The following is a 20824-nucleotide window of genomic DNA, read 5'->3' as shown; positions in this document are numbered from 1 at the left end:
GTCAGGTCGCGGGCGTGTGCTCGATCGCGGTGCGCATCGGCAAGGATCTCGGTGGCCGCGGCGTCGGTGCGCGCCGCTTTGTCTCGACTGGGCCGACCGTATGTCTGGGGCGCGACGGGCCCCGACCAGTTCGACTGTTCCGGGTTGGTGCAGTGGAGCTATGCGCAGGCCGGTATTCACCTGGATCGCACCACATATCAGCAGATCAACGACGGGATCGCGGTGCCCCGCTCCCAGGTGCGGCCCGGTGATCTGGTGTTTCCGCACGCCGGACATGTGCAGCTGGCCATCGGGAACAACCTCGTCGTGGAAGCGCCCTATGCGGGCGCCTCGGTGCGAATAAGCCGACTGGGCAACAACGTTGCGGTCCGCCGACCGATATGACAAGCCAAGACCGCCCGGTGACACGGGCACGACGAATGGGGTGAGCCGATGCCGGAACAACCGGGGCCCTCATTAGAGGCCGTTGAGGCGCGACGGACGGCGCTGGCGAGCCAGCACGGCATCGCGTCCGAAGCCGATCGGGTGCTGAACGAGGTGCTGACCAGCGCTCACGACGCAGCACGCGAGAGCGTCAGGCGACTGGATTCCATAGCCGAGCAGATCGACCATGCAACCGTGAATCAGGCGGGCCTCGCACTCGATACTCCGATGGGCGCGCGCGAGTTCCGGAAGTTTCTGATGGACAAGCAACGCGAGATCGCATCGGTCGTGGCCGAGGCGCGCGAATTAGGCCAGGCGAAAGCCGCTGTGTTGCAAAACCTTCGGGCCCAGTACGCCGCCGATAGCGGCTAGTCGGGAATAGTCCACACCGTGCAGCACAGTGAATTGTCGGCACCAATCCGCCTGAGTACCGTCGCCGGACATGGAGGGGTCGCGTCGTTTCCCGCAGCAGCGTTCAAGCAAGTTGCGGCGCCGCCCGTTTGGCTGATGTCGGCCTATGACGACCTGCTGGCCGCGGTCAAATACCTCCGAGATCGCACCGGTGATCCGGGCGCGTGGCAGACGGGACTGGCGCCGGCCGAAGTCAGCGCCGCGCTCACCCCGACCACCCGCCCCGAACAGATCGAGGCAATCCTGCGCAAGGTCCGCCAACAGCACGCCGTCTTGTTCGGCGCCGGAACGACGGCCAACCCGCCCGTGCGGCCGCCCGCCGGAGCCGCGGTACCGCCGGATCACGAAACGGGTGATGCGGCCGATGCCATTGCCAACGCCGAAGCGGCTCTCGCACAACAGAACTCGGCCAGCTCGCAGTTAGACCTGCAGGTGATCTCGGCAATCCTGAACGCGCACCTGCACGCGGTTGACGGCGGCGAAGCCCTGATCAGGTTGCAGCACGATACCGAAGCCGCGGTACGGACGAGATCCGATCTGGACACACCGGCGGGGGCGCGTGACTTCCAGCGGTTTCTCATCGGCAAGCTGCGCGACATTCGCGAGGTTGTCCTCACCGCCAGCCTGGATAACACGTCGAAGTCTGCGCTGATGGCCGCCTGGACCTCGCTGTACGACGCCTCCAAAGGCGAATCGAATGCCCCGGGCGACCGCCCGCGAGCTTTAGCGCCGGCCGACGATCCGGGCCTCGCGACCGATGATGACGGCGCCGACTGGGATCCGCTGCTGGATTCCTTGCTAGCCGACGATGACGCGCCGGCCGGCGATGGCCCAGGGCCGGATCCGGCCGCCATGGCCGCGATGCCCGCCATACCGCAGCAACCGATGGCGCCCGCCATGCCCACGTTCGGCGGCGGATCGCTCCCGGGGTTTGGTTCTCTGCCCGCGTCGATGGCCGGTTGGGAACGGCCCGGCGGACTTCCGCTGTCCGGGCTGCGGGACGGCGACGGGACCGATCCGGCTCTGGACGATCTGGCCGACGAGGAGTTGCCGAACGACCAGGACCAACACCCGGGCTCGCGCGACGCCCCGAACGAGCCGGGAGACGGGACCGATGCCTCACACGGCGAGGCATCCGATGAGCCGCCGGCCGGGCCGACACAAGTGACCTTGCCGGACGGGGAAACGGTGACCGCGGCCACCCCGCAGCTGGCGGCGGCGATCACGGCCGCCGTCGGCGGCACCCCGGTAGCGGAGGCCTTCCAGCAGCAGGGAATGACCATTCCCCCACCGGGGACCCCGGTGCCCAACCCCATCGATTCCGTTCAGGTTGTGCCCGGCGATATCGGGATGTTCACCGATCGCCACGCGCTCGCCCTTGGCCCCGGCAAGGCGCTTGTGGATGGCCAAATTCAACACATCGCCACCGTGAGCGGGCCGAGCTTCCTAGGCTGGGAGCATCCGCCGGCGTCGAGCGCGGAGGTAACGACGCCGGTCAAGCCTGACCCACCGACACCTACTCGGCCGGCGACCACGTCGACCACCTGACAAAGTGAATTCGCCGCAACAACCGGCGATCGTCAACAGGAGATAGCGGATGGCAGATTCGATTCATGTAGTGCCTGCGCACCTACGTCAGGCTGCCGCGCATCACCAGGACACCTCGGATTACTTGCGCACCGTCCCCTCGTCGCACGCGGCGATCCAGGAGAGTCTCGATTCCCTCGGGCCAATCTTCAGCGAGTTGCGCGACGCCGGCCGTGAGCTGCTGGAGCTTCGACGCCAGTGCTATGAGCAGCAAGCCACTGACCACGCCGATCTTGCCGACAAACTGAACGTTTCGGCGACGATGTGGGAACAGCACGAGCAGGAGGCGGCAGGGAAGTTCGGCGACATCGTCGACCGCGGTCGATGACCGACGCGAATCCCGCTTTCGACACTGTTCACCCGAGTGGACACATTCTCGTCCGCTCTTGCCGCGGCGGCTATATGCACAGCGTCGCGCTGAGCGAAGAGGCGATGGAAACCGACGCCGAGACGCTGGCGCAGGGCATCCTGCTGACGGCCGATGTGTCTTGCCTCAAAGCGTTGCTGGAGATCCGCGACGAGATCGTCGCGGCCGGGCATACCCCTTCCGCGGTGGTCCCGACCCCCCGAGACCTCGATGCGGCCATCGAGAAGTTGCTGGCGCACAAACTGCGTCGTCGTAGCGGCGCGATCTAAGGGCTGTCAGGCCAGCCGTCGGGCTAGCGTAACCGTGGCTTGGCCACGCTGGGATCGGGAGCGATACCGGTCGGCGGCTCTACCGGATTGGGGCCGAACAACTCTCGCGCGCGAGCGAGGAAGGCACGCACCTCATCGAGTTGCTGCTGCAGTGCAGAATCAGCCATGTCCTCACGCTACCCAGGGCCGTGCGACCGCACAATTCACCGACCGCACAAGTGGCCGGCCGGGTCCCGGTACGCTTAGCCGGTGGCGGTCTTCGGTCGGATGTCGGCGCGCCAGCGTCTCCGGAGGGCTACCCGGGAATCACTGGCGACGCCGGCTTTCAGCTCCCCTATCGACTGCACCCCGTGGGTGACAGGCGGGCTATGGCCTGCCGAACTGTCGACGATCACGCCCGAAACCGCCACTCTCGCTGAGCATCTCAAGGCCGATCTGCAACGCATCGCTCACGCCGCCAACGACGAACTGAAGTTGCTCAAGCGATCGGGAATGACCGACCTTGCCCGCCAGGCGGCGGAGGCGCGAGTCATCGACGAGGCCCGCGGGCGGGCGGCGCGCCGAGTCGAATCGACGATTCGCTATCTGCACGCCATGCGGAGTGGAGCCAAAGCCCCGGCTCCTCCCCCACCGAGGGTTGAGCCGTCCGGCGCGGACCTGGAGAAGACGCAGGTACTGGCGACAATCCGCGACGCCAAGCCCATCGGCAAGGCGCCCGCTCAGCTGCCACCTCCCGTGACAGCGCCACGCACGGGAAGAAGGCGGCGTCGAGAATCCGCTGGCGAGCCGCCCGCCGGCCTCGGTACACCGCAGCCAGTCCCGCAGGAAGTCCATGCCGACCGCGCCGCCCGCCGCACCGCCGATGTGTCGCATCTCGGCGAGACCCAAGTCATCCCGGTGATCAGGGACGAACCCGGTTCAGCGACGCCGGCGGAGCCTGCTTCCGCGCCGGCTCCGGACCAGGCCGACTCCGGGCGGCACCACGCCGTCACCGAGCAGGCCGGTGGGGACGAACAGGAGGCGGCTAGCGAATCGAGCGCTACCGAAGATGAGCTTGCGGGACCCACCAATGCGTCACGCCTCGAGCAGACACAAGTCATTCCGGTGGTCAGGGACGAACCCGGTTCAGCGACGCCGGTGGAGCCTGCTTCCGCGCCGGCTCCAGACCAGGCCGACTCCGGGCGCCACCACGCGGTGGCCGACGAGCCGGTTCCCGTTGAGGCGGAGCCGCAAGAGGTCGCGCAGGAACCCCTCGCCGATGCCACGCCCGTCGCGGCCGATGCCACGCCCGTCATCTCTGACAGCGACACTGCCTCGGTCTCCGCCGCCCGGCCCCATACCGAAAAGCCGTCAACCTCAACGGTATTCGATAATGAGCGGCTGAACCGACTGCTCGAGTTCGTGGTCCGGCAGGAGCCGCGTTTGAATTGGGCGATCGGAGATCGCGCCGATGGCACGACGGTGCTGGTGACCGATCTCGCCCACGGATGGATACCGTCGGGCATCACCCTTCCGGCGGGCGTGCGGTTGCTGGAACCCGAGCGTCGCAGCGGCAGAGTGGCCGCGTTGATCGGCGAGACGGCGCGCGTCGTCACTTACGCTCCCGGTGATTCGTTGCGCCGCTCAGTCAACTTCGCGGCGACCAGGTCTTCGGTGGAGCCGCGCGCGCTGCCCGCCATCGATGATTTGGCGAGCGTGCTGAGTGCGGCCACGCGGGGGCGTGACGATCTGCCCAAGATCGTGCCGAGGTTGGCGCAAGCCGCCGCCGCGGGAACGGTGGTCGTCGACCAGGAGGTCGACGTGCTGCGGGTCCATCTCGATACCGCCCGCTACCAGCTCCTCGTTCAGTACCCGAACGTCAATCCCGCGCTGCTGCTCAAGTGCCTGCTGATGGCCGCCACCGAGGGCATCGCCAGCGGGGATGCTGTGTCCGCGAACTACCACCTCGCCTGGTATCAAAAGCTTGTCGGGTGAGCGCCCGGCAGGCTCGCCGCAAACCTGCGCGCAAATGAATTGACGCTGGTCGGAGGGGTCGACGATACTGTCATGGTGGCGGGTTCGGGCAGTCGCGCGAATCTCAGCGAGAAGGATCTCGTCGAATCGGTTCTTCGGGAACTGAGCGAGGCGGCCGACAAGTGGGAAGCCCTTGTGGCGCAGGCCGAAGCCGTCACCTACAGCGTCGATCTGGGTGACGTTCACGCCGTTGCGAATTCCGATGGCCGGCTCCTGCGACTGACCCTGCATCCCGGGGTGATGACGGGATACGGGCACGTCGAGTTGGCCGAAAGGCTGAATCTCGCGATTACCGCGCTACGCGAGGAGGCTGAGGCCGAGAACCGGGCGAATTACGGCGGGCCGCTGCACTGACGGGTGCTCGACGCTCATCGACCGGCGCTTGAACCGATGGGCCCCGGCTCTCTTTGCGCTTTTCAGGCGCCGCCCGATCGTACTGACCGGTGGAGGGGGCGCTCATCGACCAGCGCCGGGAGGTCCCGCGAAAGCCTGAGCGATCTGCAGCCAGCGGTGGGCGTCGGCGCCCTGGGCACTGATGTCGAGGGCGCTCAACGGGCGCCGCTGGGTGACCAGGAAACAGAAATCCTGGGCGGACCCACTGACCCGCTGCTGGGCATCGGGTGGCCCCCAAGTCCACGTGTCTCCGCCGGGGCCGCGCAGCTCGACCAAAAACGGTTCGGCGGGTGGCACCAAATTGTTGACGGCGAAGGCGAAATCGCGGGTGCGTACCCCCAGGTGAGCGATCGACCGCAGGCGTTCGGTCGCGGGTCGCGTCACGCCCAGGGCATCGGCGACATCGAGACCGTGCGCCCAGGTCTCCATCAGACGCGCGGTGGCCATCGAGGCCGCACTCATCGGTGGGCCGAACCACGGCAGCTTGCGACCGGACTGCACGGTGAGCAGCGCGTCGTGCAGCCGTCCTCGGGTCAGCCGCCAGTCGGCGAGCAGCTCGGCCGGCGCCAGCGCCGCCAGCTCCTCGGCGCCCTGGTCCACGAAGCCCGCCGGGTCGGCGGCCGCCTCCGCCAACACCTCGGCGAACCCGGCCTCGTCGGTAACCGCGATCAGAGCGACCCGATCGGTCCACAGCAGGTGGCCGATCTGGTGTGCGATGGTCCAGCCGGGCGCCGGCGTCGGATCGGACCAGCGGTGCGGCGACAACGGCGCTACCAGCTCGTCGAGCGCGTCGCTCTCGGCGCGCAGGTCGTCGACCATGGGGGCGGGACCGGTCATCGCAGCCATCGACTGTCGGCCGCGGCCATCGAACAACTCACGTCTGTACCTTAACGATCGCTCGCCGAGTCCCCGCCGCGCCCGATGATGCTGTGCACGGCCAGGCCGATCAGGTACAGCACGGATCCGAACAGCGCGAATGTGGGCGCGTGCCCGTCTTCGGGAATCAAGGTGCCGGCCACCGTGATCGCGACGATGAACGCGACCCAGAACAGCGCATCCTGCACGGCGAACACATGCCCTCGAAGCGCGTCGTCAACGTCCATCTGGATCGCGGTGTCGGCGCAGAGCTTGACCATCTGCCCGGTGATGCCCAGCAAAAAGCCGCACGTGACCATGACCGGGACTAGCAGCTCGGCGCCCGCGACCTCGATGATCGCCGACGTCGCCAGCGCGCCATTCGCCGTCGCGTAGCGCCCCCAGCGGCGGATCGCCGGTGGTGTCAGGACGTTGGCCAAGAAGGCGCCCAGGCCCGCGGCGCCGAAGAACATCAGCGCGGTGCCGAATCCCCCGCCCTTGAGGTTGGGAATGTGGTGGACCAGCAACAAGACCAGCAGCGAGTTGATGCCGACGACCATTCGGTGGGCGGCCAGGCCGGACAGGGTGGCGGCGACCGTGGGACGCTGGGACACCGTGCGCGCGCCGTGCAGCCAACCCGTGATCACCGCGTAGATGACGGGTCCGTGGATCGCTCGGCGGGTGTCGTCGGGACCCAGCACCCGCGCACCGAACCGCCAGGACAAGACCAACGCGATCGACACGGGAATAGCCGTGATGAACACGATCACCGAGGCGCCCTTGTCGCTGGCCCCCAGGATGAATCGGGGCACCAGCATGAAGTTTGCGCCGACGAACGCCGCGATGGCCCCGGCCGCGGTGGCCACTGAGTTCATCGTCACCACCTGCTCGCGCGGCACCACATGCGGCAGCGACGCCGACAGCCCGGACCCGACGAACCGGGCCAAACCGTTGGCAAACAGGGCGCCCAGTAGCAGCGGCACATCGCCGGCACGGACCGCCAGGATCGTGCCGATCGCGGCGAAGAGGATCAGCCGGCTCGCGTTGGCGCCGACGAGCACCAGCCGCCGGTCCCAACGGTCCATCAACGCACCGGCGAACGGACCGAGCAGCGAATACGGCAAGAACAGAACCGTGAAGGCGCGGGCTATGGAAAGAGGATCGGCGGCCCGATCGGGGTTGAACAGCAGGGCTCCGGCCAGCGCCGCCTGAAACAAGCCGTCACCGAACTGGCTCGCAACGCGCACCTGCAGCAGCCGCCAGAAATCTGGCAGACCGCGCACCGACCGCCAAACTTCGACGGGTGCGCTGGACTGCATCCGGGTTGGGATCACCGAAACCGACTTCCACGATTGGGGCTGGCAACGCTCGCGCGATCAGAGCCGTCCAACCACAGTACAAATCCCTGGGGCCCATGGTCTCGATTGCCCCGGGCCACGATGCGCCGGATGCGATGATGGTGTGGTGCCGCCGCCGGAGGATCCAGAGGACTACGTCGCACCTGCCGCGCAACGGGTGCGCGCGGGCACTTTGCTGCTCGCCAACACCGACCTTCTCGAACCGACGTTTCGGCGCAGCGTGATCTACATCGTCGAGCACAACGACGGAGGGACGCTGGGCGTCGTCCTGAATCGCGCCAGCGACACCGCGGTGTACAACGTGTTGCCGCAGTGGACCAAGTTGTCGGCCAAACCGAAGACGATGTTCATCGGCGGCCCGGTGAAGCGTGACGCGGCGTTGTGCCTGGCGACGCTGCGCGTCGGCGCCGACCCCCAGGACGTGCCGGGCTTGCGGCACGTGGACGGACGGGTGGTCATGGTCGATCTGGACGCCGACCCGGACGTGATCGCGCCATCGGTCGAGGGGGTGCGGATCTTCGCGGGGTACTCGGGCTGGACTATCGGTCAGCTGGAGGGCGAGATCGAACGCGACGATTGGATTGTGTTGTCGGCCTTGCCATCCGACGTACTGGTGGGACCCAGGTCCGACCTGTGGGGCCAAGTCCTGCGTCGCCAGCCGCTGCCGCTCTCGCTGCTCGCCACCCACCCCATCGACATCAGCCGAAACTAGGGCCCCTCCCCCAGTTCAGATCAGTGGCACGACTGCGTGCAGCCGGCGCAGCTGCCGGCGCAGACGGGCGCCGCCGCTTCCTGGCGCAGCGCGAAGCGCGCGCTCTGCCACGAGCCAGCGGCCAACGTTCCCAGCGCGCCCACCACACAGACGACGAGCACGACCAGCGCGGTCTCCGGGACCGCGGCCACCGCCACCGCGCCACCCGCCGCCAGCATCACGGCGGCCGCCAACTGTGTCGGCGCCATCGCGCGCAGCGCCAATGCGGTGGCGCCCATACTCCGATTGTGCGCGAGCGACCAGGTACCGAACCCCGCCGACGCCACCGCCGCACACATGCACAGCACGCCCGCAATCAGCATGGGCTCACAATACGAGCCGGGGCATGAGTCCGCACGCCGGGCTCTGCGGGTGCCGGCGCGCCGCCGTCCTTTAGTGCTGGAGGAACGAGAAGTTCGGTAGCGGGGGCAGTCCCGGCACCATGGCCAACAGGCTGGGTGTGCGCTGCGCATTTGCCGCCGGCGCCTGCGCGGGAAGCCCGACCGGGGCCCCGGGTGACGGCTGGGCGAGCGGTACCAGCGGAGTCGCACCGGGTGCCGGGGCGGTAGGCGCGAAGGGAGTCATGGCCGGTGCCGGGGCGACCGGGGCGGCGGCCGGTGCCGGAGCCGCGGGCGCGACGGGCGCAGCCGCGGGAGGCTGAGCGGGCAGCCCAACCGGAGAGGCGGCGGGTGCCTGGGCCGGCGCCGGGGCGGCGGCCCCGCTGGGGGCGCTGACCCGGAATCCGTTGACGATGGCATCGGTGGCCGGTGCGTCGGCGACGCTCACCGCGCGATCCGTGGTCACCGACAGCGACACGAGGTACTTGTCGTGACCCGAGGTCGCAACGACGTGGCGCCGCGACGTGTTGAGCGTCAAATCACCGTCGCGGTAGGTGCCTTCGACGACCGAAGACGGAAAGCCGCAGAAATCGGCCATCGAGGCGTTGGTGGGCTGCCAGGCCAGAAGCTTCTGGCTGTCGACATAGCCGTGGGTGATGGCCTCTTTCGGATCGAACGCGCCGACCAGTTTGTACACCACTACCTGCGCATTCGATGAATAAATGCTGCTGCCGTGCCGGTCGGCGATGACCGCGAACGCGTCGGGCACGTTGGGATCAGGCACCTGGGTCCAGCGCGCGGGCACCGGCAAGGTGATGTCGAGTGCATCGAAGCCCTGGGGCTTTTGCGCCTCCAGCTTCACGCCCTTCGACTGCAGGAATTCGTGGATCGTTCCCGACGTCGCCGGAATCGGGGCCGCGGGGGGGACCGCGGCCGGTGCCGTGATACCCGGTGCCGTGGCGGTAGGCCGCGGGGCGATCTGGTTGCCGGCCGGCGGGGCCGCGAGGTATCTGCTCGGCGGCACCAGCTCGGGCCCGAGGTTCTGTGGTGCCGGCGCTGGGACCGTGGGGACGGGTGCCGGCGCCGGAGGCAACGGGTCTGCCGATGCCGTGCCGCCCGCAACAACCGCCAGGCCGATCAGGCCAGCGACCACACCGCCGAGGAGTGCCCGGTGGACAGGGACGATCTCAATCATCTGCGTCGGTCCTTCCAATGGCTCGTCTACCAGAAGCCGTCGATAGTGGCTGACTGTAACTAGAGGTCAAAGGGGTGAACAGGCTCGAAACACACCTGGGATGAACCTCTGATCGACGCGCAACGGAACCGAGACCAACCTGTGGCCGGCAAAGTCGCCGCGTCGGCCCTTATACCCTGTTCAGGTGACCGATTCCCCGACCGCTTTGCCGGCGAGCAGCTCTGGCGCCGCCGCGCCCGACTCTGACGCGCCGCCGCATCGCTACACCGCGGCGCTGGCAGGCCGTATCGAGGGCGAGTGGCAGGAGAACTGGGCGAAGCTCGGAACGTTCAACGTGCCCAACCCGGTCGGTTCCCTGGCTCCGGCAGACGGCGCCCCGGTCCCCGACGACAAGCTGTTCGTGCAGGACATGTTTCCCTACCCGTCGGGGGAGGGGCTGCACGTCGGCCACCCGCTCGGCTACATCGCGACGGACGTCTACGCCCGCTACTTCCGCATGACCGGCCGTAACGTGTTGCATGCGTTGGGTTTTGACGCCTTCGGGCTGCCCGCTGAGCAGTACGCGGTGCAGACCGGAACCCATCCGCGCATCCGCACCGAGGCCAACGTGGTCAATTTCCGGCGCCAGTTGGGGCGCCTGGGCCTCGGCCACGACAGCCGAAGAAGCTTCTCCACCACCGATGTCGAGTTCTACAAGTGGACCCAGTGGATCTTCCTTCAGATCTACAACGCGTGGTTCGACACCGCCGCAAACAAGGCCCGTCCCATCGCCGAATTGATCGCCGAATTCGATTCCGGTGCTCGCGGCCTCGAGGACGGGCGGGACTGGGCCGGGCTGTCGGCGGGGGAGCGCGCCGACGTGATCGACGAGCACCGACTGGTCTACCGGGCCGACTCGATGGTGAACTGGTGTCCAGGTCTGGGCACCGTGCTGGCCAACGAGGAGGTGACCGCCGACGGCCGCAGCGATCGCGGCAACTTCCCGGTGTTCCGGAAACGATTGCGGCAGTGGATGATGCGAATCACCGCGTACTCCGATCGGCTGCTCGACGATCTCGAACTGTTGGACTGGCCGGAACCGGTCAAAACGATGCAGCGCAACTGGATCGGCCGGTCCACCGGCGCCATAGCGCTGTTCGCGGCGACCCGCGCCGACGGCGAGACGGTCGATATCGAGGTGTTCACCACCCGGCCCGACACGCTATTCGGCGCCACCTACCTGGTGCTGGCGCCCGAGCACGACCTGGTCGACGGGTTGGCGACGGCCGCCTGGCCGGACGGCACCGACGCACGTTGGAAATACGGCGCCGCCACACCGCGTGAGGCCGTCGCCGCCTACCGGCAGGCGATCGGATCGAAGTCGGACCTCGAACGCCAGGAGAGTAAGGCGAAGACCGGCGTCTTCTTGGGCAGTTACGCCACCAACCCCACCAACGGGAAACCGGTGCCGATCTTCATCGCCGATTACGTGCTGGCCGGATACGGCACGGGGGCGATCATGGCGGTCCCCGGCCACGATCAGCGCGACTGGGACTTCGCCCACGAGTTCGGGCTTCCGATCGTGGAAGTCATTGCCGGCGGTGACATTTCGGAGTCCGCCTACGCCGGCGACGGGGTGCTGGTCAACTCCGGGTACCTCGACGGATTGGATGTGGCCGCGGCCAAGGAAAAGATCACCGCGCGCCTGGAGGCCGACGGTCGCGGCTGGGCGCGCATCGAATTCAAGCTGCGCGACTGGCTTTTCGCCCGTCAGCGCTACTGGGGCGAACCGTTTCCCATCGTTTACGACGCGGACGGGCGCGCCCATGCGCTGAGCGAAGCGGCACTGCCGGTCGAGCTGCCCGACGTGCCGGATTACTCGCCCGTGCTGTTCGACCCCGACGACGCCGACAGCGAGCCCTCGCCACCGCTGGCCAAGGCGACGGAGTGGGTGCACGTCGAGCTGGACCTGGGCGACGGCCTCAAGTCCTACAGCCGCGACACCAACGTGATGCCGCAATGGGCCGGCAGCTGCTGGTATGAACTGCGCTACACCGATCCGCATAACTCGGAAAGGTTCGCCGCCTTGGAGAATGAGGCGTACTGGATGGGTCCGCGGCCGGCTGAGCATGGCCCGCAGGATCCCGGTGGTGTCGACTTGTATGTCGGCGGCGCCGAACACGCGGTGCTGCATCTGCTGTACGTGCGGTTCTGGCACAAGGTCCTCTACGACCTGGGCCATGTGACCTCGCGCGAGCCGTTCCGCCGGCTGGTCAACCAGGGCTATATCCAGGCCTTCGCTTACACCGACGCGCGCGGATCGTACGTTCCGGCGGAAGAGGTGGTCGAACGGGACGGCCGTTTCTTCTACCCGGGGCCCGGGGGAGAGGTCGAAGTCTTCCAGGAGTTCGGGAAAATCGGTAAGAGCCTGAAGAATTCGATCTCGCCCGACGAGATCTGCGACGACTACGGCGCCGACACGCTGCGGGTCTACGAGATGTCGATGGGCCCGCTGGAGGCCTCGCGGCCCTGGGCGACCAAGGACGTCGTAGGAGCCCACCGCTTCCTGCAGCGGGTGTGGCGTTTGGTGATCGACGAGCAGACCGGTGACACCCGCGTGGTCGACGGGCAGGCGCAAGACTTGGCGACCGACACGCTGCGAGCGCTGAATCGGACGATTGCCGGCGTCGCGGAAGACTATGCCGCACTGCGCAATAACACCGCCGCGGCCAAGTTGATCGAATACACCAACCATCTCACCAAGGAACACCGCGACGCGGTGCCCCGAGCGGCCGTCGAGCCGCTGGTGCTGATGTTGGCGCCCCTGGCCCCGCATATGGCCGAGGAGTTGTGGCTGCGACTGGGCCACCAGACGTCGCTGGCGCACGGCCCCTTCCCGGTCGCCGACCCCGCCTATCTGGTCGACGACACGGTCGAGTACCCGGTGCAGGTGAACGGCAAGGTGCGCGGACGAGTGTCGGTGGCCGCCGACGCCGATCAGGACACGCTGAAGGCCGCCGCGCTCGCCGACGAGAAGGTCCAGGCTTTCTTGGCGGGCGCGGACCCGCGCAAGGTGATCGTGGTGCCGGGCCGGCTGGTCAACCTGGTCGTCTAGCGCCGCCTAGCGCCCGGCTGGACGCAGCACGACCTCGTGCAGGTGGCCGTCGCGCGGGGTGGCCACCGCATTCACGACCGAGGCCGCGACCGTTTCGGGCTTCAAAAAGTCGGCGGGGTCATAGGTGCCGCCCTCGAACTCGACGAGTTCTCGCTGCATGTCGCTAGCGGTTCGCCCCGGATAAACCGTCGTCACTCTCAACTCCGGTTCGCCGCTGCGCAACGAATCCGCGAAGGCGCGCAGCGCGAACTTACTGGACGAATAGGCGGCCATGCTTTTCGAAGCGGTGCGGCCGGAGCCGGAATTGATGAACACCACCTGCCCGCGGGCCCGCCGCAGCGCGGGCAGCAGTGCCAGCGTAAGTTCCACCGGTCCAAAGACGTTCACGGCGAACGTGGCACGCCATTCGTCGACGTTCGAGTCGGCGACACTGCCGGGTATGGACACCCCCGCGTTGTGCACCAGCACGTCGAGTTCGTCCACAATCTCGCAGGCGGCCTCGATATCGCCGGAGTCGGTGAGATCCAGCGGAAACGTGGTGGCCCCGAGTCGCTGCGCGACCGCGTCGAGCCGATCGGACGGCCGGCCCGCCAGCAGCAGGGTATGCGTGGGCGCCAGCGCCGTGGCGATGGCCGATCCGATACCGCCGCCGGCGCCGGTGATGAGTGCATTGGGCATGCCCTGGAGTCTACCGATCCCCCAGGAGCAACCGAAAAGCGTTGATGTGGAGAGCTTTTCAGGCTTCCTTGCGTTCGGGCGGCACGCCGGCGGGTCCGGACGTCGGGTCACCGGAGGCCAGCCGCTCCAGTGGCGCCAGCGCCTGCATCAAGGTGTTGAGGTCCGACGCCGGAAGCTGGCTCAGCATCGCGGCCAGCGAAGCGCGCCGATTGGCCAGCGATTCACCGTGGACCGCCCGCCCCCTCGGGGTGATGTCTACGAGCACCGCACGCAGGTCGGACGGGTCGCGGGAACGCTTGACCAATCCCACCTTCTCCAGCCGGCGGATCGCCACGGTCGTGGTGGGAGTCCGCACCCGTTCATGTGCGGCGAGATCGGTCATCCGGATCGGGCCCTGGTCGAGCAGTGTGACCAAGATCGACAACTGCGCGAGGGTCAACTCTCCGGCCGCCGCGCCGCTGGGGTCTCCACGACGGAGAATGGCAAACAATTTGGACAACGCGCGGTGCAACCCTTCGGCGAGTTCGGCTACCTCGGCCGGGGTCGATTCGCTGTCTGCCATAAATCGGGAGTCTATCCCGATATCAGGTGCTTACAAGGGAGCTATCGCCGACGAGATAGTTGAGATCAAAGCACTTGGGACAAAAAGCGCTGCAGCCGTTCGGTCTCTGCGGCGTCGAATATTTGCTCGGGTGGGCCCGATTCCACGACTTTGCCGTGATCCATAAACACGACGGCATCGGATGCCGACCGCGCGAAACCCATTTCGTGGGTTACCACAACCATTGTCATGCCGTCGGCGCCAAGGTCGGCAATGAGTTGCAGTATTCCCTTGACCATTTCGGGATCCAATGCGGAGGTCGCCTCATCGAAAAACATCACCTGCGGCGCCATTGCCAGTGCACGGGCGATCGCTACCCGCTGTTGTTGGCCGCCGGACAGCATGCTGGGTCGGGCACCGGCCTTGTGCTTCAGGCCAACTCGGTCCAGTTGCATCAGCGCCAAGTCGCGGGCCTCGTCGGCCGGCAGCCGGCGCAACTTTCGTGGAGCGATCGCAACGTTGGCCAAAACGCTGAGGTGCGGGAAGAGATTGAAATGCTGGAACACCATGCCGATGCGCTGGCGCAGCTCGTCGGGGTCGTCGCGCAGCACCGATCTGCCATCCAGCAGGATGTCCCCGCTGTCAGGCTCATACAAGCGGTTCAAGGTGCGCAGAAGTGTCGACTTGCCCGAGCCGGACGGACCGATGATCGCCACGGTGCTGCCCGCGGGTGCCTGGAGATCGACCCCTCGCAGCACCTTGCTCGAGCCCAGAGTTTGGTGAACGTCCTTGGCCGCCAGCGAGACTGAGGCACGCGCGTGAATAGCAGAGGTCACGTGATTTCCTGGCCGAAAGTCGTTGCCAGCATGTCGGCGTCGTCCTCTGGCGTGGCGGCGCGGCGGCCGCGGCGAAGGCGGGTGTCGATGTAGTTCACCAAATGTGTTAGCGGGATGGTCAATAGCAGGTAGAAGAGACCGGCGGCCACCAACGGCGAAAGGCTCCCGGTCTGCGCGTTGAGGTCCCGTCCGACCTGGAACAGCTCGCGCTGATCGGCGATCAGGCCGAGGAAGTACACCAGCGCGGAGGCCTTCAGCAGTCCGATGGCCTGATTGACCAGGGCGGGCAGCACGCGGCGGATTCCCTGCGGTACCACCACCAGCCGCATCGCGGTGACATAGCCGAACCCCAGCGCCCGGGACGCTTCGAGTTGCCCCGCATCGACGCTTTGGATTCCGGAGCGCAAAATCTCACCGATGTACGCGGCGGCCATCAATCCCAGCGCGGCGATGCCGAGCGGATAGGGATTCTTATTGGTCAGGCCGCCGACCAATGGGCCGATGCCCATCCCGATCAGCAAGATGATCACCACTTCCGGCAGGCCGCGGAAGACGTCGGTGTACACGCGCGCCGGCCAGCGCAGCCAGCGTCGGTGTGAGATCCCCGCCGTCGCCAACACCATCCCCAACGCCAGGCCGATCGCCAGGGCGCTGCCGGTCAATATCAAGGTATTTGGCAATCCGGTGGTGAACAGGATGGGAATGGCCTGCCGGTACATATCCCAGTCGAAGAACGACTCACCCACCTGGGCCAGTGGTGATTTCGGGGCGGGTGGCCCCGCGGCCGAGCGGTGTTGTTTCGCGATCGCGGTGAAGTCCGGCAGTTGGGGGACGGGCGCGGCTTTGGATCCGGGTCTCCAGCCGGGCGGCATCGTCCGTGGCACCCATTGGGTGTAAAGGTGAGCCCAGGTGCCGTCGGCGATGACGGCGTCCAGCCCGGAATTGAGCGCGTCGATCAGATTCTTGTTGCCGTGGGCGACCGCGTAAGCCACGAAATTGCCTGGGCTGTAGGTATTCGCGGCGACCACCGCCGGATCACCGGGGCGGATGACGGTCGCCGCGAGGGTTCCCGGTGCCACCCACGCATCGATCTGGCGTGATTTGAGGCTGGCGTACAAGGTGGCGAAGCCCGGATACTTCACGGGTTGCATATGCAGTACGTCGACGACGTACGACTCCTCGACGGTGCCCTGCACGACGCCGATGCGCCGGCCCGGTGCGAGGTCGCTGAACTTGTGGATGGCCGAACCGGGCGGAACCACCAGCGAATAGAACCCGAAGTCGTAGCCGTTGGTGAAGGAAACGGTGCGCCGACGGGCATCGGTGGCCTTGACCGCCGCCGAGCCGACGTCGAAGCGCCGGGACGCCACCTGGGCGAGCAGCGCGGAAAAGTCGGTGCTGACGAAGCGGACCTGCAGACCCAGCTTGTCGGCGATGGCGCGCAGCAATTGGTTGTCGAAGCCGCTGAATTCGCCGGTGGCATTGATGCAGATGTTGGGCGGGGCGTCCGACAGCGTGCCGACCGTCAGGACGCCCGGCGTGCCGAGGCCCAAGGCGCCGACGTCGACCGCGCCGATCGGCTCGACCGATGCGGTTGTGTCGCGGTCGTCCTCGCGGGTGGTCGGGTTCTCGGTCAGGTCCTTAGGCAGGGTCCGGGCGCTGTCCACGCCGGCCGGCGCGCATTGATTCCAGTCGGCGGCCGCCGGCGCAACCGGTCCGGCCAGCGCGACGCCGCACCCGATAAGGACTGTCGCGGCAAGGCCGAATGCCCTTCCGCGGCGCTTGGTGTGCCGGCCCACACGCGAACTCATCAGTGTCACCGTAACGACTGATCGGCGACGCGGTCCGCCCAGAGTCGGTCAAAGTGACAGCGGTGCTCCGCCGTGGATGCTGTCCGCATCGGAGACGACCTCCAGCGGGCCCGCAACGACCCGACTGAACTCGTCGGTCGGGGTGAATACCCGCCGCCGGAACAGTTCGGCCAGCATGGTTTGGGCCATCAGACACGAGCGGTCGACGCACGCCGCTCGCGCGGCTTCGGGGTCGCGCCGCTGTATCGCCGCCGTCTCGTCTTCGTAGGACGGCAGCATCTCGTCGCGCCCGCTCTGAAACGTCGTCCAGAACATGCGGGGGATGAGGTTTTGCGAGGCGCGGATCGTGGCATGCAGCCGCGGACCGGCGTACTCGTCGTTGACCGTGCGCCGGTATTCGGCGGCGGTGTCGATGAAGGCGCGCGAATCCTTCGCGCTGCGCAGCGAGCGCATGAGCCTATCGAGCTGTCCCAGAATCCGCGGCGTTGGACTGGTCGCCGCGCGGGCGGACGCAATCCCATTGAGCAGGCCGTCCAGCTCGTGGTGCTCGAGGACGGTTGCTTCATCGAACCGCTCGACGAACGCGCCGCGGTGATAGCGCGTGGACACGATGCCGTCGTGTTCGAGTTGGACCAGCGCCTCTTGAATGGGGACTCGGCTCACCCCCAAGCCCAGCGCAATTTCATTGCGATCAACGCGGTCGCCAGTGCGCAGCTTCCCGGTCAACAAAAGGTGGAGGATGTGCGAAACAACCAGGTCCTTTTCTTTAACCCCGTATTTCTTCGGCATCTTTTTGTTGAGCCTCTTTCCCACCGGGTTCGGCCATCTAGCGGTGAGAGTTTCTCACGAATTGGCGCGTGCGTTTAGGTCTTTGGCCGATCAACTCAATGCCGGGCCGATGGTTTAACGGCCATCGCGCCATCTGCATAGCGCTTCGGCGGCGGTCAGGTCGTAATCCGGACCATTCACGCCGACGGTCAGCAGCGTCACGCCCAGCGCGGTGAGGCCTTCGGCACTGCTGATCAACCCGCCGATGCCCTCGCCTCGGCGAACGCCGCTGTTGTTCTCGACGCCGGCCGACCTCTCGATGGTGGACGGGTCGCGCCCTACGGCGGCGCAATGTTCTTCCAGCACGGCCGCCGCGGCCGGATAGGTTTCAATCGTGGTGAAGCCGTGCCAGATGTCACCGTGTTCGGCGACCATCCGCAGCGTCTTTCGTGGCCCCTTGCCGCCGATCAGGATCGGGAGGTCGCGGGTGGGAGCCGGGTTCAGTTTGGCCAGTCGAGCCTCAATTCGAGGCAGTGCGGACGCCAGGTCGTGCAGGCGGCTGCCGACGGTACCGAATTCATAGCCGTACTCGTCGTAGTCCTTTTGTTTCCAACCCGAACCGATGCCCAGGATGAGCCGGCCGTCGGAAATGTGGTCGACGGTGCGGGCCATATCGGCCAGCAGCTCCGGATTGCGGTAGGAGTTGCACGTCACCAGCGCGCCGATCTGGATGCGCGATGTCTGCTCGGCCCACGCCCCGAGCATCGTCCAGCATTCGAAATGCGCGCCGTCGGGATCGCCGTACAGCGGGAAGAAGTGATCCCAGTTGAAGGCGATGTCTACGCCGATGTCCTCGCAGCGGCGCACGGCGTCGCGGATCTGGCTGTACTGCGGTGCGTGTTGCGGCTGCAGCTGGACACCGATGCGGATGGGAAACCGAGACGTCATCCCCTTACCGTAGGTTCAGCGTGCCTCGAGCACCCCACGCAGAATGTCGATCAACGCGCGGGGCTGGTCGCTTTGGACCGAATGGCCCGAATTGTCGACGACGTGCGCGGAGCGGAAATGCTTTGCGCGGCGGCTGAGCTCGGCCGCGTCCTCGTCGCTGACGAAACCAGATGAGCCGCCGCGCACCAGGGTCACAGGTGCGGACAAAGCGTCGACGTCGTCCCACAGACCGGCGAAGTCGGGGAACGTGCGGATGGCGTCGTAGCGCCACGTCCAGTTGCCGTTTTCCAACTTGCGCGAGTTGTGGAACACCCCGCGGCGCAGTGCCTTCACCTCGCGATGCGGCGCAGCCGCGACCGTCAAGTCGAGCATCGCCTGAAAATTGGGGAACTCGCGCTCCCCGTGCATCAGCGCCACGGTGCCCTGCTGCTCCTTGGTCATCTCCGAATGGCGTTGCAGCGCCGACGGGGTGACGTCGATCAGCACCAGCTCGTTGACCAGTTCGGGTGCCACCGCCCCCAGCCTGATCGCGGTCAATCCGCCCAGCGACATGCCAACGACGAGGTCGGCCGACGCGGCGTGTTCGCGCAGGATCGGCAGCAAGGTGTCGGCGTTGCGCTGCGGCGAGTAGTCGCCGTCCTCGCGCCAGGCGGAGTGACCGTGGCCGGGCAGGTCGACCGCCAGCGCGGGTTCACCGATGCCGACGATGATGGTGTCCCAGGTGTGCGCATTCTGGCCGCCGCCATGCATGAATACGATCCGCGGGGGTGCGCTGCCCCAGCGCAAGGCGCTGATTTTGCTTTCGCCCGTGCCGGACTCGACGCGCTCCGCTTCGGGCAGGGGACCGGAGACTCCGGCCTGCTCGGCGTTTTCGGACAGCAGCGAGAATTCGGACAGCCCGGCCAGTTCGTCTTCGGAGATCTCGGTCACGATCTTTGACACTAGCGCCGGCGTCTAGGGCGGGTCGCCACCGTCGGGCTAGAGGACATAGCGGCGGCGAATGCCGTGGAAGCGTTCCCACATCGCGGTGGCGCGCTGGGATTCACTGACCATGGCTGTTTCTTCGGGCAGAGTGCCGAGCAATTCGTCGTGATTGACCACCCGAGTGTCCAGCACCGCGGGTTCACCCTCGAGCATGTGCCGGTAGGTCAGATTGCCGCGTTCGAAGCCCTGGGTGTCCAGCCAGTTGTGCACCCCGGGATCACGGTGAGCCATAACGAGTCGGATGCGGCCGTCGTGGTCGATTCGGGTGCGGCTCGGTGTGTAGCTCACTGGACGGTACAGGTAGTCCATGCTGTTGAAGAAGACACCCATGTTGGTGAACATCCACAGCCCGTCATGGGCGTCGAACTCGACGATCAGTGCCTCGTCGGCGGCCAGCTCCCAATACATGTTGGCGGCGGCCCGGCCGCGCTTGTTGTCGGCGTCGGTGGCGCCGACGCGCGGAAATGCGTTCGGATGCTCGGCGTCCACGCCGCCGTAGTGGAAGGGGTATTCGGGCCAATCGGACATCAGCCCGGTGACGAAATCACCGGCCCAGCTCATCGCGTCGACCATGTCGCCGGGGGTGGGTAACGGCTTGGGGGAGGCCATGTCGATGCGTTCGATCCGCATCTGCGCCGGCGATTCGTCCCAGCGGTCAAATCCCTGACGGATGAACAGCTTTCGCGACTCCGGCGTGGTCGGCAGCCAGTTCGACCGCCGCTCGGGCCCACCGATGTAGAGCTCGAATTGTCCATCGGCATCGAGATCGAGCTGGTGGCCCAGCAGGTTGGCCTGCGGTGTGTCACCGAAAGGTTCGTGCAGGACGCCCGGTCCCGGGACGCGTCGTCCCTGCACGGTGACGTTGAAGAAGCGCGCGGTGCCGCGGGTGCCGACGAGCCGATAGGCCGAGTGTCCGTCGATCCATGCTTGCTGATAGGTGAAGTCGGCGCAGTCCCCGCCGAGCTTGCGCGTCGGCCCGCAGAAGGTGTGCAGCGCCGGGTAGCCGGTGTCGCGGGTCTCGAGCGCCAAATCGAAGGCTTGCCCGAGGTTCTGGGTGAGAAACCGGTACGCGTCAACGCGCTGCGCTCCGGCGGGCGGGTTGGCGTCCTTGAAGACTCGTTCGCCCGCGCGCTGTAGCCGGGCGCAGAATTCGGTCCATGCCGATCGCAGCGCCGCGTCGTCGGGACCATCACCGAAACCCATT

The 20824-nt window shown here is 66.9% G+C and carries 21 protein-coding genes and 2 pseudogenes; 10 read left to right on the top strand and 13 right to left on the bottom strand.

Annotation, left to right across the window (positions count from 1 at the left end):
* The 5 genes from A5652_RS19665 to A5652_RS19645 all read left to right on the top strand — a co-directional run.
* Window positions 1-384 (top strand): C40 family peptidase (locus tag A5652_RS19665; RefSeq protein ID WP_232001250.1); only part of this gene is annotated, 384 nt, incomplete at its 5' end.
* Between the two features lie 48 nt (window positions 385-432).
* Window positions 433-795, top strand: a complete 363-nt coding sequence (locus tag A5652_RS19660; RefSeq protein ID WP_067355307.1) for a DUF4226 domain-containing protein — start codon at window positions 433-435, stop codon at window positions 793-795.
* 135 nt (window positions 796-930) lie between these two features.
* On the top strand, window positions 931-2382 hold the full coding sequence (locus A5652_RS19655) for a DUF4226 domain-containing protein (protein ID WP_067355303.1): 1452 nt from the start codon (window positions 931-933) through the stop codon (window positions 2380-2382).
* 49 nt (window positions 2383-2431) lie between these two features.
* Window positions 2432-2749, top strand: coding sequence for an ESX-1 secretion-associated protein (locus A5652_RS19650; protein ID WP_067355300.1), 318 nt, complete (start codon window positions 2432-2434; stop codon window positions 2747-2749).
* Complete coding sequence (locus tag A5652_RS19645; RefSeq protein ID WP_067355297.1) at window positions 2746-3057, top strand: DUF2694 family protein; 312 nt, start codon at window positions 2746-2748, stop codon at window positions 3055-3057. Before A5652_RS19650 ends, A5652_RS19645 begins: the two co-directional genes overlap by 4 nt.
* 23 nt (window positions 3058-3080) lie before the next feature.
* Here the strand turns inward: A5652_RS19645 and A5652_RS28135 are convergent, their stop codons facing one another.
* Window positions 3081-3224 (bottom strand): hypothetical protein, encoded by a 144-nt coding sequence (locus A5652_RS28135; RefSeq protein WP_197514024.1) that lies wholly within the window; start codon window positions 3222-3224, stop codon window positions 3081-3083.
* 1201 nt (window positions 3225-4425) lie between these two features.
* On the opposite strand from A5652_RS28135, the pseudogene A5652_RS29240 reads away from it, so the two are divergent.
* The 3 genes and pseudogenes from A5652_RS29240 to A5652_RS19635 form a co-directional block, all read left to right on the top strand.
* A pseudogene (locus tag A5652_RS29240) lies at window positions 4426-4650 on the top strand (DUF5632 domain-containing protein); the annotation flags it as partial.
* A gap of 60 nt (window positions 4651-4710) precedes the next feature.
* Window positions 4711-5031, top strand: a complete 321-nt coding sequence (locus tag A5652_RS29235; RefSeq protein ID WP_369805832.1) for a DUF5631 domain-containing protein — start codon at window positions 4711-4713, stop codon at window positions 5029-5031.
* A 72-nt stretch (window positions 5032-5103) separates the two neighbouring features.
* Window positions 5104-5424, top strand: a complete 321-nt coding sequence (locus A5652_RS19635) for a DUF2710 family protein (RefSeq protein ID WP_067355291.1) — start codon at window positions 5104-5106, stop codon at window positions 5422-5424.
* Window positions 5425-5526: 102 nt separating this feature from the next.
* Here the strand turns inward: A5652_RS19635 and A5652_RS19630 are convergent, their stop codons facing one another.
* Entirely contained in the window at window positions 5527-6300 is a 774-nt protein-coding gene (locus tag A5652_RS19630; protein ID WP_067355288.1) for a TIGR03084 family metal-binding protein, read from the bottom strand.
* Window positions 6301-6350: 50 nt separating this feature from the next.
* A pseudogene (locus tag A5652_RS19625) lies at window positions 6351-7734 on the bottom strand (MFS transporter).
* Window positions 7735-7779: 45 nt separating this feature from the next.
* Between A5652_RS19625 and A5652_RS19620 the strand changes: the two are divergent.
* The gene (locus A5652_RS19620) at window positions 7780-8388 is read left to right on the top strand and encodes a YqgE/AlgH family protein (protein WP_156745438.1); all 609 of its coding nucleotides are present in this window, start codon (window positions 7780-7782) and stop codon (window positions 8386-8388) included.
* A 20-nt stretch (window positions 8389-8408) separates the two neighbouring features.
* Here the strand turns inward: A5652_RS19620 and A5652_RS19615 are convergent, their stop codons facing one another.
* Both A5652_RS19615 and A5652_RS19610 read right to left on the bottom strand, forming a co-directional pair.
* Window positions 8409-8750: a hypothetical protein gene (locus A5652_RS19615; RefSeq protein WP_067355282.1), complete on the bottom strand. Its 342-nt coding sequence runs from the start codon at window positions 8748-8750 to the stop codon at window positions 8409-8411.
* A 70-nt stretch (window positions 8751-8820) separates the two neighbouring features.
* A complete protein-coding gene (locus A5652_RS19610) occupies window positions 8821-9960 on the bottom strand; it encodes an LpqN/LpqT family lipoprotein (protein ID WP_067355318.1) in 1140 nt (379 codons plus the stop codon).
* A gap of 184 nt (window positions 9961-10144) precedes the next feature.
* On the opposite strand from A5652_RS19610, the gene leuS reads away from it, so the two are divergent.
* Window positions 10145-13054, top strand: a complete 2910-nt coding sequence (gene leuS / locus A5652_RS19605) for a leucine--tRNA ligase (RefSeq protein WP_067355279.1) — start codon at window positions 10145-10147, stop codon at window positions 13052-13054.
* Window positions 13055-13060: 6 nt separating this feature from the next.
* On the opposite strand, the gene A5652_RS19600 is transcribed toward leuS, so the two are convergent.
* From A5652_RS19600 to A5652_RS19565, 8 genes are all read right to left on the bottom strand, one after another.
* Window positions 13061-13732, bottom strand: coding sequence for an SDR family oxidoreductase (locus A5652_RS19600; RefSeq protein WP_067355276.1), 672 nt, complete (start codon window positions 13730-13732; stop codon window positions 13061-13063).
* A gap of 58 nt (window positions 13733-13790) precedes the next feature.
* Window positions 13791-14294, bottom strand: a complete 504-nt coding sequence (locus A5652_RS19595) for a MarR family winged helix-turn-helix transcriptional regulator (protein WP_067355272.1) — start codon at window positions 14292-14294, stop codon at window positions 13791-13793.
* 65 nt (window positions 14295-14359) lie between these two features.
* Window positions 14360-15097, bottom strand: a complete 738-nt coding sequence (locus A5652_RS19590; protein ID WP_369805831.1) for an amino acid ABC transporter ATP-binding protein — start codon at window positions 15095-15097, stop codon at window positions 14360-14362.
* Between the two features lie 8 nt (window positions 15098-15105).
* Window positions 15106-16920, bottom strand: a complete 1815-nt coding sequence (locus A5652_RS19585) for an ABC transporter substrate-binding protein/permease (RefSeq protein WP_067355266.1) — start codon at window positions 16918-16920, stop codon at window positions 15106-15108.
* A 48-nt stretch (window positions 16921-16968) separates the two neighbouring features.
* Window positions 16969-17709, bottom strand: coding sequence for a GntR family transcriptional regulator (locus A5652_RS19580; RefSeq protein ID WP_067355316.1), 741 nt, complete (start codon window positions 17707-17709; stop codon window positions 16969-16971).
* 114 nt (window positions 17710-17823) lie between these two features.
* A complete protein-coding gene (locus A5652_RS19575) occupies window positions 17824-18636 on the bottom strand; it encodes an LLM class F420-dependent oxidoreductase (RefSeq protein ID WP_067355263.1) in 813 nt (270 codons plus the stop codon).
* A gap of 15 nt (window positions 18637-18651) precedes the next feature.
* Window positions 18652-19566 (bottom strand): alpha/beta fold hydrolase, encoded by a 915-nt coding sequence (locus tag A5652_RS19570; protein ID WP_067355313.1) that lies wholly within the window; start codon window positions 19564-19566, stop codon window positions 18652-18654.
* Between the two features lie 48 nt (window positions 19567-19614).
* Window positions 19615-20823 carry a DUF1214 domain-containing protein gene (locus tag A5652_RS19565; protein WP_067355259.1) on the bottom strand — a complete coding sequence of 403 codons (1209 nt, stop codon included), beginning with the start codon at window positions 20821-20823 and terminating at the stop codon, window positions 19615-19617.
* Between the last annotated feature and the right edge of the window lies 1 nt (window position 20824).

It is taken from the genome of Mycobacterium sp. 1165178.9, assembly GCF_001673555.1.
In the GTDB taxonomy this organism is placed as follows: Bacteria; Actinomycetota; Actinomycetes; order Mycobacteriales; family Mycobacteriaceae; genus Mycobacterium.
This window is presented reverse-complemented; position numbering and strand designations above follow the sequence as displayed.